This window comes from Afipia sp. GW823-FHT06G09 (assembly GCF_058794875.1).
The window spans coordinates 358,684-371,527 of record NZ_JBXAHF010000005.1 but is presented as its reverse complement, the minus strand read 5'-3'; the positions used below and the strand labels follow the sequence as shown (position 1 = coordinate 371,527).

General features: G+C 57.9%; 10 protein-coding genes. 7 read left to right on the top strand and 3 right to left on the bottom strand.

What is annotated here, in order from left to right; all coding sequences use genetic code 11:
* Positions 1–114 precede the first annotated feature (114 nt).
* The 4 genes from AC1Q67_RS22640 (at position 115) to AC1Q67_RS22625 (ending at position 4,732) form a co-directional block, all read left to right on the top strand.
* On the top strand, positions 115–549 hold the full coding sequence (locus AC1Q67_RS22640; protein ID WP_492237215.1) for a cupin domain-containing protein: 435 nt from the start codon (positions 115–117) through the stop codon (positions 547–549).
* A gap of 174 nt (positions 550–723) precedes the next feature.
* On the top strand, positions 724–2,769 hold the full coding sequence (locus AC1Q67_RS22635) for a hydantoinase/oxoprolinase family protein (protein WP_492237216.1): 2,046 nt from the start codon (positions 724–726) through the stop codon (positions 2,767–2,769).
* A gap of 1 nt (position 2,770) precedes the next feature.
* Positions 2,771–4,462, top strand: coding sequence for a hydantoinase B/oxoprolinase family protein (locus AC1Q67_RS22630; protein ID WP_492237217.1), 1,692 nt, complete (start codon positions 2,771–2,773; stop codon positions 4,460–4,462).
* A 108-nt stretch (positions 4,463–4,570) separates the two neighbouring features.
* Positions 4,571–4,732, top strand: coding sequence for a hypothetical protein (locus AC1Q67_RS22625; RefSeq protein ID WP_492237218.1), 162 nt, complete (start codon positions 4,571–4,573; stop codon positions 4,730–4,732).
* Between the two features lie 122 nt (positions 4,733–4,854).
* On the opposite strand, the gene AC1Q67_RS22620 is transcribed toward AC1Q67_RS22625, so the two are convergent.
* Genes AC1Q67_RS22620 through AC1Q67_RS22610 form a run of 3 tightly spaced genes read right to left on the bottom strand, consistent with a single transcriptional unit; the run spans position 4,855 to position 9,517 of the window.
* Entirely contained in the window at positions 4,855–7,401 is a 2,547-nt protein-coding gene (locus AC1Q67_RS22620) for a branched-chain amino acid ABC transporter ATP-binding protein/permease (RefSeq protein WP_492237219.1), read from the bottom strand.
* Positions 7,398–8,273 carry a branched-chain amino acid ABC transporter permease gene (locus AC1Q67_RS22615; RefSeq protein ID WP_024575824.1) on the bottom strand — a complete coding sequence of 292 codons (876 nt, stop codon included), beginning with the start codon at positions 8,271–8,273 and terminating at the stop codon, positions 7,398–7,400. The genes AC1Q67_RS22620 and AC1Q67_RS22615 overlap by 4 nt, the downstream gene beginning before the upstream one ends.
* A 35-nt stretch (positions 8,274–8,308) precedes the next feature.
* Positions 8,309–9,517 (bottom strand): ABC transporter substrate-binding protein, encoded by a 1,209-nt coding sequence (locus tag AC1Q67_RS22610; protein ID WP_492237220.1) that lies wholly within the window; start codon positions 9,515–9,517, stop codon positions 8,309–8,311.
* A gap of 249 nt (positions 9,518–9,766) precedes the next feature.
* On the opposite strand from AC1Q67_RS22610, the gene AC1Q67_RS22605 reads away from it, so the two are divergent.
* The 3 genes from AC1Q67_RS22605 to AC1Q67_RS22595 all read left to right on the top strand — a co-directional run bounded on the left by AC1Q67_RS22605 (position 9,767) and on the right by AC1Q67_RS22595 (position 12,824).
* Positions 9,767–10,684, top strand: coding sequence for a polysaccharide deacetylase family protein (locus tag AC1Q67_RS22605; protein ID WP_492237480.1), 918 nt, complete (start codon positions 9,767–9,769; stop codon positions 10,682–10,684).
* 55 nt (positions 10,685–10,739) lie between these two features.
* Entirely contained in the window at positions 10,740–11,936 is a 1,197-nt protein-coding gene (locus AC1Q67_RS22600; RefSeq protein WP_492237221.1) for an amidohydrolase family protein, read from the top strand.
* 135 nt (positions 11,937–12,071) lie between these two features.
* On the top strand, positions 12,072–12,824 hold the full coding sequence (locus tag AC1Q67_RS22595) for a TetR/AcrR family transcriptional regulator (protein WP_492237222.1): 753 nt from the start codon (positions 12,072–12,074) through the stop codon (positions 12,822–12,824).
* Positions 12,825–12,844: the final 20 nt, after the last annotated feature.

Sequence of the window (12,844 nt, the reverse complement as noted above, 5' to 3'; positions counted from 1 at the left end):
AGTGGGATTATCCCAAGCTTTACAAGCATTGTAGAAACCAAAGCTGCTTGACTTTCCAATTCTTGGATACAATAATAATTATCTTGGATGTAAAACTCTGCCGGGAGCATAAGGATGACCAACGAGACCACGACGCACTATGCGCCAGAATTCAAGCATGTCAGCGAAATGGAATGGGAAATGGGTCGGTTCAAAAACAAGACCAAATTTCTGTTTCACCCGAGTCCGGAACGCCCCACCGAGCCGAACGCCGGTATTCTCAACTATGAGCCAGGCGCAAGTTTCCCGTTGCACAAGCACGACTTTGCTCAGGTCTGGTACATTCTGGAGGGCGAATTCCAGTTCGGTGACAAATTGTACAAGCCGGGCACGTTTGCTTTCATGCCGGATCCGCATTTCGAATACGAAATGAAAACGGAAACCGGAGGCAAGATCATCTTCTTGCAGTACCCGGGGCCGACGACCGGCGGCAGACCAGTCTATGCGGGCCGCATGAATCTGAAGGCTGACGAGGTGAAGGCCTACGAACCCGCCGATCTCGAACATTAAAATGATGTGGCTCGTCCGGCTCCGATTCACTCGTGGCCGGACGCCTCGCAATCAAACCGCCGGCACTGCGGGTAAAGCGTTGGCGTGAGCGAGCCCATCGCTCTCGCAATCCGTGCTCGGCACAGAAAATGCATAACGTTCGAGTACGAACGAAACAGGGATGATGGTATTCTCATGGGATCGGTCATTGTCGGTTGCGACGTTGGTGGAACATTCACGGACCTTATTCTGCATGATCCTGCCAATGGCGGATTGCAGTTGGCGAAGGTGCCGACCACAACTGCCAACCAAGCCCACGGCGTGCTTGCTGCTTTCGAGAAGACGGGCCGAAGCGCGGACGGCATAGACCTCTTCATTCACGGTACGACTGCGACGACTAATGCCTTGCTTGAACGCAAACTGGCGAAATGCGGGCTGATCACCACAAGAGGATTTCGCGATGTCCTTGAGCTTGGTCGTCGAACCCGGCCGAATCCTTATGGACTGATCGGAACATTCGTTCCTGTCATTCCTCGCGATCTTCGCCATGAAGTCACCGAGCGCATGGATGCGTCGGGCAACGTCGTCGCAGCGCTCGCCGAAGACGAGCTAAGGGCCGTTGCGAAGAAGCTTCTTGAGCAAGGCGCCGAGTCTGTCGTCGTGCATTTTTTGCACTCCTATGCCAACCCGGAGCATGAGTTGAAGGCCGTCGAGATCATCAGATCGATCTGGCCCAATGAATATGTCACGGCCGGACATCAGATTATTGCTGAGTGCCGCGAATACGAACGCGGTGTAACGGCCGCGGTGAACGGTTCCGTTCAGCCGATTCTCGATCGTTATCTCGACAAGCTCCAGGCGGAACTGAAATCTCGCGGGCTGAAACGTCAGTTGCTGGTAATGCAGGGCAATGGCGGGACTGCCTCTTCCTCCATTGTAACGCATGCGGCGGTTCATACGGTCATGTCAGGCCCTGCGTCCGGTGTGATTGCGGCCGCAAGTACGGCGACGGCAGCTGGCTATCCTAATGTCGTTACCTACGACATGGGCGGGACATCCACCGATGTAGCCCTAATTCAGGATGGTGTGCCGCTCGTCTCATCCGAGCTTGAAATTGAATACGCGATGCCGATCCACGTTCCGATGGTTGATGTTCACACTGTCGGGGCGGGAGGAGGGTCGATCGCTCATGTCAATGAGGCCGGCTTGCTCCAGATCGGACCTAAAAGTGCTGGCGCCATTCCCGGACCGATCTGCTTTGGGCGCGGCGGGGTCGAACCAACAATAACTGACGCCAATCTCGCGCTGGGCCGCCTAAACCCAGAGCGTCTCCTCGGTGTTGAGAAATCAACCACATTGGAAGCAGTGACAGATGCTCTGACGACCCAAGTCGGCGGCCCCCTCAATCTGAGCGGTGAGGAAGCTGCCGCTGCTGTTGTGCGGGTTGCTAATGACAAGATGGCAGGCGCAATTCGTCTGGTCTCGCTTTCGCGTGGTCACGATCCGCGCGATTTCGTTCTGCTTGCATTTGGTGGAGCAGGGCCGTTGCACGCTGCGGCACTCGCACGCGAACTCGGAATTCCAAAAGTTCTGATCCCGGCGCGTCCGGGTCTGACAAACGCTCTTGGATGCCTGGTTGCCGACCTCCGTCACGATTTCGTGCGTACCGTCAACAAGCCGCTTCCGTTGCTAAGCGAGGCGGATGTGCTTGGAATACTCGACGCTCACATCGAAGAGGGGCAACGCATCGTCCGGCAGGAAAATGTGGAAATCGAGAGTGTTCACGTCTTCCATACCGCGGACATGCAATTCCAGGGTCAAACGCACATCCTGAATGTCGCTGTTTCGGGCAAGGATGTGAAGATCAGCGAACTCCACGATGCGTTTGCCAAGGCCTACTGGAATCGCTTCAGGGTCGCGTTGCCGGAGATCAAGCCCGTTTTGGTGAATCTGCACACGGCGGTCATCGGCAAGCGAAAACCGTTTCCGGTGGATGCGCTGACATCCAGGAAGACGGGGAAAACAGTTGCTGATGCACAATTAAACACGAGGCGTGTCTGGTTCGACGGCGGCTGGTTCCAAACCCCAGTTTACGACCGCGACCAGCTTCCGCTTAACAGTGAATTCGATGGCCCCGCAATTCTCGAACAATTGGATGCGACGACGGTCGTCCATCCTGGCGATCGCGTTCATGTCGATCATCTCGGAAACGTCATTCTGCAAGTAGCTGAAGGAAAGTAACGTGAAAACCATCGACCCAGTCACTCTTGCGGTTATTCAAAACGGCTTGCAGCAGGTCTGCAACGAAATGGACATGGCCTTCGTTCGCGCGGCTTTCAGCCCGGTGATTGCTGAAGGCCTCGATCGTTCGGACGGAATTTATCATCGCTCTACCGGGGAACTGATCGCCCAGGGCGAGCTAGGCTTGCCGATATTCGTCGGAACGATGCAGTTCTCGACCCGTGCGGTCATCGATCGCGCCAAGACGGTCGACGACGGTGACATCTTCATTCTCAACGATCCGTATCTCGGCGGCACGCACCTGATGGACGTCAAGTTCGTCAAGCCGTTCTTATACAAAGGACAGTTATTCGCGTGGCTTTCGAATACCGGGCATTGGCCGGATACAGGCGGCATGGTGCCCGGTGGGTTTTCGGCGAAAGCGACCGAGGTTGAGCAGGAGGGGTTGCGGCTTCCGCCGGTCAAGCTGTTCAAGAAGGGCGTCATCGATGAAGAGATCCTCTCGATTATCCTGTCGAACATTCGCATCGCCGATCAGCGCATCGGTGACATCCGGGCGCAGGCTGCGGCGCTTGAGATCGGCGAGCGGCGCTTGACGGCGCTCCTCGATCGCTATGGCGCCGATACCGTCGAACAGGCGATTGATCTTCTCAGGCAGGGTGCTGCTCAGCAGATGCGCGCGAAAATCGCGACGATTCCTGACGGTGAGTATCGCAGCACCACGATTGTAGACTCAGACGGGGTTATTGATGCGCCGCTCGAGATCAATCTGATCATCCGGAAACGTGGCGAGAGCCTTGAATTTGATCTCTCAGAATCGAGCCCGCCGTGCCGCGGCCCGATGAACAGCGTCATCGCAACAACGAAATCTGCGATCTATCTGGCGGTCAAGCACATCTTCCCGGAGGTGCCGATCAACGCCGGGACTTTTGAACCTCTCAATATCCCCGTTCCTGTAGATACGTTTCTGGATGCGAAATATCCGCGGCCGGTGTCGGGATGCGCAGCCGAAGTGAGTCAGCGTATTGCCGAAGCGGTTTTCCTCGCACTTGCCGAAGCGCTGCCAGAACGTCTGTTCGCCGCGCCGGCAGGCACGAGCGGGAATCTGGCGATCGGCGGCGTCGATCCGGAAACCGGTAATGGTTTCGTCATGTACATTGTGACCGGCGGCGGATACGGCGGTTCTGCCGAACTCGATGGCATATCCAATGGCTGTTCGACCATTGGCATTGCCAAGACGCCTCCGATTGAAATTCTGGAGCAACGCTTTCCCGTCCTCTTCAAGGAATTTTCCATTGCCGAGGGATCCGCTGGTTCAGGCCGCCAGCGCGGTGGGTTTGGTGTGCGTTACGCGGTGGCGCTTCGCCGCGGCGATGCGCGCGCATCGTTCGTGATGGATCACGGCAGGGTGGGGCCGCCGGGAATTCTCGGAGGTGATCCGGGGCAGCCGAACCGCATTGAAATCTTTCAATCGGGAAGAAAGGTTGTGCCGCTTCACCTGTCCAAGGATCAGGACATTGAGATGCATGCAGGCGACGTCATCCGCGTGCAGACGCCGGGCGGCGGCGGATACGGACCGTCGTCGGACAGGTCATCGTTGCTGATTAAGCGAGACAAGCAATACGGATACGGCGAAAGCTCGTCGCTGGATCCATTTGGAGACGATGTCAAAAAGCAGCATGCTGCTGAATAGCGGGACCGGGATGCACAGGCGCTGAGTATCGTGATCTCAGCGCCTGCCTTGCGCGTTGAGGTGCGGGCTCTGACAAAGGCCGGTGTCCCGCCGCAGTGAGAAGCCTCCTTGACCTTGCGGCGTGGTGCAATCACACTCATCGGCGTGATCATTGCGCCGCTTTCGTTGCGCAACGTCGACATCCATCAAACCATCATCGGACGCTCTGCGCGCAGCATAATTATTGCGTTGCTTCCGCGCGGTATCCGCGGCAATGCGTCCATATTGTGAATGTTCTCGAATTTCGCCGAAACAAGAAGGCCTCGGACAAGAAAACGATCGCATCGCGTTGACGGACCTTACCTGAAGAGATCGAAGCTGATGCACTTCGAGTGCGCCAGCTTCGTCGTTTATCAGGCGCCGACAACAATCCTTTGAGCCGTGCCGCTGGCTTGAGCATCTCCGCCGAGATAGGCGGCTTCGAGCGAGGGGTCTTCCGCGATGGTTTCCGCCAGTCCGGCTTTCACAATCGCGCCCGTCTCCAGGAGATAAGCCCTGTCTGCCAGGGCAAGAGCCTGTCCGGCCATTTGATCGACAACGATCAGCGTCATGCCTTCAACGCGAAGGCGTTCGAAGGACGCAAAAAGCTCGTCGACCACAAGCGGTGCGAGGCCGAGCGAGGGCTCGTCCAGCATCAGCACCTTCGGCGACGTCAGCAGACCGCGAGCAACGGCCAGCATTTGCTGTTCACCGCCAGAGAGGAGACCGGCGCGGTGATCAATACGCTGGTTCAGGCGCGGGAAGCGGGCCAGCATGGTTTCGACTTCGGCATCGAGATCAATACCCGTGCGGGCATAAGCCCCGAGCTGCAGGTTCTGCCGGACAGTGAGTTCCGGGAATACCTGTCGTCCTTCCGGCACCAGCACAATACCAATACGAGCACGCGCATGCGCTGGCAGGCTGTCGATACGTTTGCCGGAAAGCGAAATCTCCCCGGTTGCACGCGGCGGTTCCAATCCCGCAATCGAGCGCATCAGTGTGGTTTTGCCAGCGCCGTTTGCACCAAGAACGGCTATGGCTTCGCCGTCTCCCACAACGACGTTAATGTCTTCGAGCGCCTGCGACAGACCATAGAATGCATCGAGTTTCTTGATATCGAGTACAGCCTCTTGTCCGGCCTGACGTGCGGGGCGGCGCTGTTTTTCGCTTGCCGTCGCATCGCCGAGATAGGCTTTCCGGACCAGAGGATCGTTTCGAATGGCCGCAGGCTCGCCGACGGCGATGCATTTGCCGCCGTCGAGCACCACGATGTGATCGCTGAGTGACATAATCATCGGCATGTCGTGCTCGACAATAATCACAGCGACACCGAGGTCTGCGATGCGTCGCAGCAGTGTTGTCAGCCGCTGCTTGTCGCCCTTTGATAAACCGGCGGCCGGCTCGTCCAGAAGGAGGACCTTTGGTCGCAGCGCAAGTGCCCGTGCGATTTCAACCAGGCGCTTCTCGCCGTGCGGCAGGGATTCCGCGAGCCGGTCGAGATCGCCGTCAACTCCTGCGAATCGCAACAGCGACTGTGCGAACCGTTCTGCGTCCGGATTGCGAAGGGGTGAAACGATGCCACCGAGCTTGCCTGCGGTTTCCGCCAGGAGTGTGTTCTCGATAATGGTGAGAGAACCGAACAGTTGCGTGGTCTGGAATGTCCGCGCCACGCCGGCGCGGGCGAGGACGTGCGACGGAAGGCCGGTCAGGTCCCTGTCGCCGAGTTTCACCGTGCCAGAGCTTGGCCGATAAAACCCGCAGAGAAGGTTGAGCGCGCTCGTTTTGCCGGCGCCGTTGGGACCGATCACACTCGTGACAAGCCCCGGTCGAGCTGCAAACGACACATTCTGCACCGCCCGAACACCTCCGAATGCGATCGAGAGATCCGTTACGTTGAGCGGCGGAATGGAATTTTTTTCCACGCGAAGTCCGGTGCCGACGTCGCCAATCGTAGACACAGCCTCGGCGCCGGATTGTGATCGTACGGCCGGATTGAATTTTGCGAAGAGTTGTCCAACGAGACCTGCAACTCCGTTTGGAGCGAGGCGCAGAACAGCGAACAGCAAAAGGCCAAATGCAAGCAGGCGATATTCCGCCAAATCGGACAGAAGCTCCGGCAGCAGCACGACAAGCACTGCACCGATGACCGGACCGAGAGCCGAACCTGCTCCGCCGATCATGACACCGAACAGCAGTAGAATCGACTGCAGGAAGGGGAATGAACTGGGGCTGATGTAGCCCTGAAGCGGGGCGAACAATGATCCCGCCAGCGCCATGGCTGCTGCTGAAATGACAAAAGCCATGGTACGCACGCGAACCAGATCGATGCCGACCGAGCGCGTTGCAACTTCGGAGTCGCGCGCGGCGCGCATGGCATAGCCCCAGCCGCTGCGTTTTAGCCGATCGAACAGGATGACGCCCGCAAACATCAGGACGACGCTCGCAATTGCGAGGCCCCGCTCAGACAATGGCATTCCGAAAACGCTCGGCGGAACGGTGAGGACCAGGCCATTGCCGCCACCGGTAAGGTCTCGCCATTCGATAGTGCCGTGTTCGACGATGAAGCCGAATGCGATCGTGACCATGGCCAGATATGGTCCTCGGACGCGTAGTGCCGGCATGGCAAGAAGGCCGCCGATGATGCTGACAAGCACGATGCCCGCTCCAGTGGCTACCAGATAAGGCCAGCCGGCCTTTTCCATCAGAAGCACCGTGGTGTAGGCGCCGATTGCCATGAAGCCGATGTGCCCGAGCGAGATCTGTCCGGCCAGTCCGAGCAGGACGTTGAGGCCGATGCAGGCAATGGCAGTCAGCGAAATGGTGGCGATGAGAAACACCGCGTAACTGTCGGCAACAGCGGTATAGCCAAGACCGATCGCAAGTACGGCGCTGCCGATGAGAATAGACGTGCGGGAAGTCATACCTTTTTCACTCCAGCGCGGCCGAGCAGCCCATGAGGCAGAACGACAAGAATCACGATAACGGAAGCGAATGTGATGATCTGGGTGTAAACGGAGCCGAGATAGCTGGTGGCGAACACCTCGATGAGTCCGAGACAAAGTCCCGCCAGCATGACGCCCCATGCGCTGCCGAGGCCTCCGATGATCGCAGCGGCAAATGCCTTGATGCCGAACAGCGTGCCCATTTCCGAAGAGACGTTGAACAGCGGCGCGATCAGGAGGGCGGCGATCCCGGCGAGAACCGCCGATATCGCATAGCTTGCCGCGATGGCGCGGCCAACATCGATGCCCATCAGGCGCGCGGCATTTGGGTTTTGCACGACCGCAAGCATGGCGACGCCGTGGCGCGTACGGCGGGTAAAAAGATGAAGCGCCGTTGCCAGCAGGAGGCCAACCACCGGTATCAGAAGCTGAAGCGGATAAACGCCAGCTCCCTCGACGATCTGAATAGGCTTCACCGCGAGCATCGAGGGGAAGCCGCGTGGCTCCTTTCCGAACACAAACAGCATCAGGTTGTCGACGATAATACCCACGGCGACAGTGGCCATCAGCCAGTTGTCCGATCCGCGCTGTACGAATGGGCGCACGGCGTAGCGCTCGATGATCAGGCCATAGATGGCACAGATCGCAAGAACGGCCGGAATGCCAAGTGCACCGGGCCATCCCCACAGGACAAGGAAAAAGTATCCGGCAACGGCTCCCAGAGTCATCGAACTGCCCTGGGAGAAGTTCACCGTTCCGGATACGGCGTAAGTAACGTGAAAGCCGAGCGCGAGCAGCCCGTACATGCTGCCGAGCGCCAGTCCTGTGATGATCGCAGGAAGAAGTGACATGTGCTGACCGCCTTGTTTATCGGTTAACGGGCCGGTTACTTCTTCACGAACGGCAGGATGTGATTGTCCTCGAAGCGCGTCCAGATGTAGTCGTTCTCCGTGAGCGCATCGTGCTTCGTCTTGGTGAACGGCTTCTCATAGGTCTTGATCAAACCGTCGACGCGGTCGATTGCATAGAGGCCATCGCGAATTGCGACTGGCTCTGCTTTGCCGGCCTTCTCGATCGCGCGCGCGATGACGAGGACGGAGTCGTAAGCGTTGGCAACGCCGACGGCAGGCGTGATGTCGGCCGGACCCTTGATGTCAGGATATTTCGCCTGGAGCGCCGCGATGACTTTCTTTCCGACGGGCGAAAGGTCGCCGAAAAAGCTGTAGGTCTGAACGAAAATCACGTTCTTGGCGTTTGGCCCTGCAAGCTCGGTGAAGCGGCCTCCGGCCGGACCCCAATGAGAGACGATCGGCGGGGTCCAGCCCATCCGGTCCAGCGACTTTACCACCTGCGAGGCAGGACCGACGTTGCCGACCAGGAACAACGTATCGGCCCCCGCCTGCTTCAATCGTGACAGTTGCGGCACGACGTCGACATCGTTGCCCTCGAATTTCTCGATGCCGGCAGGTTCGGTGCCGGATGCTTTCATCGCAGCTTTGAGGCCGTGTTCGTTCGACTCGCCCCATGGATTATTGACCAGGATCAGACCCGGCTTTTTGGTATCGTAAGTCTTGCGCGCGAACTGGACGATGGCTTTGTCGACTTCGTCATCCATCGCCGACACACGGAATACGTAGTTATCGGCAGCGCCGTTCTGCGTGATATTGGTGCCTGCGGCCCATGGCACGACGAAAGGCATCTTGGCGTTGTTGACGAACGGCACGATGGCGAGAGCAACTGGTGTATCGAGACCGCCGAGTAGGGCTGAAACCTTCTCTCGCTGGATTAGTTCGCGTGCAGCAATGAGTCCTTTCGCTGGATTGCTTTCGTCGTCGCGGCGAACAAGTTCGAGTGGCCGGCCGAGAATGCCGCCCTTGGCGTTGATCTCTTCGATGGCGATGGTCGCTCCACGCGTTAGAGCTTCGCCAGCCCGTGCCGATTGACCGGAAAGGGCGGTGACGAGACCAATTTTGATGGGATCGGCGGCATGAACAGGTGAAGCGGCCAGCGTTACGGCGAAAGCCGCGCCCATCATACCTTGCAGGATCGAAGGACGAGGAAAGGCACGGTTCGATGATGTCGAATTGTAGCGCATTCTGTTATTCCTCCCGATAAGGCGATCGCTCTCCGTATCGAGAACAAACTCGCCGGCGTTTCCGCCGTTCGTCGTTTCGCGAACTTGACGGAAGTAAAAACTTTCTTCAACTATAGTCGGAATGTCAAGCGGCCATAATTACTTTGAAGGAGTTTTCGGATGGTCGAGAAAACGTTCAGGCCACCAGAGGCGAGGAATGTGCCCATATCTGCGGCAGTTGCCGATACGTCGGGCACTCCGAAAAGTCAGATGCCCGCGCGTGCCGGGAAAGTTCTCGAGATTGCTTCGCACGGGCGATATGGCTACAGCGCGATCGTCAATCGGCCGGATTTCAATTGGCCCGATGGCAAGCGCCTTGCCGTCTATATCGGTTTAAATCTTGAGCATTTCACATTTGGCGATGGACTTGGCGCGGAGTTGTGTCCCGGTGGGCCGCACCCGGATGTTCTCAACTATGCGTGGCGCGATTACGGTAACCGCGTTGGTGTCTGGCGGCTGATCGATCTCTTCGACGAACTTTCGCTGCCTGTATCCGTGCTCGCAAACAGCAGCATCTACCACTACTGCCCAGAAGTGATGGATGCTTTCCGGAAGCGGGGAGCAGAGGTGGTCGGTCACGGGCGTACGAACTCCGAACGGCAAGGCACATTGCTCGAAGCGGAGGAGCAGCAACTGATCGCCGAGTGTACCGGGGTCATTGTCGATGCTGAGGGGTGTCAGCCGGCAGGTTGGCTCGGTCCCTGGATTTCGCAATCCCATCTCACGCCGGATTTGTTGGCCGAGGCTGGCTACGGCTATCTGCTCGACTGGTGCATGGACGATCAGCCGATCTGGTTTTCAACCCGCAATGGCGGAAGAATTCTTTCGGTGCCCTATCCGCAGGAGTTGAACGACATCCCTTCCATCGTTGGACGAAAGGATTCGGGTGAGCAGTTCGCGCAAATGATAGTCGATAACTTCGAAGAAATGTTGGAGCAGTCGGCGAAACAATCTCTCGTGATGGGGATAGCGCTCCATCCTTACCTGGTGGGGCAGCCCCACCGCCTGCGGCCGCTGCGGCGTGCGCTTCAGGCTATTGTCGCAAAGCGCAGTGATATCTGGATGACCACGTCTGGCGGCATTGCTGATTATTGCCGAACGTTGCCGGAAGGGATCATTCAGTCGTGATGCTGCGTTATCGCGCCGGCAACTGACAACACCCTCGTACACTTGAGGATATCAATTGACTGACATCGATACCCTGTTTCAAAACGCGCGACTGCCCGATGGGCGAACGGCCGATATCGCTGTGAAAAACGGACAGATACTTGCCATAGCGCCCGGTTTGCGCGTTGCGGCACGAGAGAGTTCTGATCTGAAGCATCGCCTCGTATTGCCGGGTTTGGTCGATGGTCATATTCATCTCGACAAGGGATTCATCGGTGACGGATGGAAGCCGCATCGCCCATGTACCGCGGGTTTCAATGTCCGCGAACGGGTTGAGTTCGAGAAGCAGGCGCTTGCCGAGGCAAAGCCGATTTCCGTGCGCGCCGCTGGCTTGATCGAATTGTGCGTCTCGCAGGGAACGACCCACATGCGCAGCCACGTCGATATCGATCCGCAGATCGGGTTGCGTAATCTTGAACAGGTGTTGGCGGTACGCGATGCGCATCGGGGCAAAGTGTCGATCCAGATCGTTGCCTTTCCGCAAAGCGGCATCGTGACTGCGCCCGGCACGCGCGAACTGCTTGAGGAGGCCGTCCGCAATGGGGCTGATCTTGTCGGCGGTCTCGACCCCGCCGGCTATGACGGTGACATCGCGGGACACCTCGATGCAATCTTCGATGTCGCGGAGCGTCATGGTGTCGGCATCGATATCCATCTGCACGACGGCGATCTGCTCGGGGTGTTCGAAATCGAGGAGATCGCGCAGCGCACGAAGGTGCTTGGACTTGGAGGCAGGGTGACGATCAGTCACGCCTATGCGCTGGGTCAGGTTCCGCGCGATGTCGCACTACGGGCGGCAAATCAGCTCGCGGGGGCTGGAGTTTCGATTCTGACGAATGCGCCCGGCGCTCACGCCTTTCCGCCTGTCCTGCTGCTTCACGAGGCTGGCGTGAATGTCTTCGCGGGCAACGACAACATTCGCGATTCCTGGTGGCCTTACGGCGACGGCGATCTGCTGGAACGGGCGATGATCGTGGGATACCGCTCCGGCTTCAATACCGACGCGGAACTCGCGCTTGCATTCGACATGGTGACATCACAGGCGGCCCGTGCCCTTGGCATTAAGGGATACGGTCTCGTGGAAGGCGGGCCGGCGGATTTTCTCGTGATCGATGCGCAGCATGTTCAGGAGGCGGTTATCGCGCGGCCGAAGGCCCGTGACGTCTACAAAGCCGGCCGTCTGATCGCCCGCGGCGGTGCGACGGTTATTTGATTGCTGTTGCGGCGATGTGGTAGCTAGGACCCATATTGCCCACAGAATGCAATTTCAGAGGTCGAATGACCCTGCCGGTAACGGCAACTGTGTTAAAGTCATCAAATGCTTTCATGGTGTTGACCAGGTGCACGAATGAACGAGACGTCAGCAAAGAAGCAGCCCGCGCGAAAGAAAGCCACTGGGGGCAAGCGTAAACGGGATTCCGCTCTTACCAAGGAATCGATCCTGCAAGCCGCGACTTATGAGTTCTGTCGCAACGGACTTGGTGGAGCGCGTGTCGACGCGATTGCCCACCGCGCAAAGGCCAATATGCGCCTGTTATATCATTACTTCGGCGACAAGGACGGACTGTACCTGGCTGCTCTGGAGCACGTCTATACGGATATCCGCGCCGCCGAACAGCAGCTCAATCTCGATAGTCTCGATCCCGCAGTGGCTTTGCGTGAGCTGGTCGATTTTACATTTACGTTCTTCCAGAATCATCAAGACTACGTCGCGATGATCAACACGGAGAATCTGCAGCGCGGAAAGTATCTTCGCAAATCCCGCAAGATTGCCGCGTTGACGATGCCGCTTGTATCGAACATCGAGAATATTCTTCGCCGGGGCGCTGCGGCCGGCGTTTTCCGTAGTGGGGTGGACCCTATCCAGCTCTACGTGACAATTACGGCATTTAGTTATTTCCATGTGTCGAACCGGCACACGCTGTCGTTGATGTTCGACAAGGATTTGGCCGATTCAAGTTGGCTTGAAGATCGCCGCAAGCATGCTCACGATGTGATTGTAACGTGGCTGACGGCTCCTGATGCGTTGCGCAAGGACGGAAAGAAGGTTTCCTCGCCGAAGCTTTCTCCTGTGCAGGGAAAAGCACCCAACCTCGTTTAGCCCCGTCTTGGTGCGGCTCG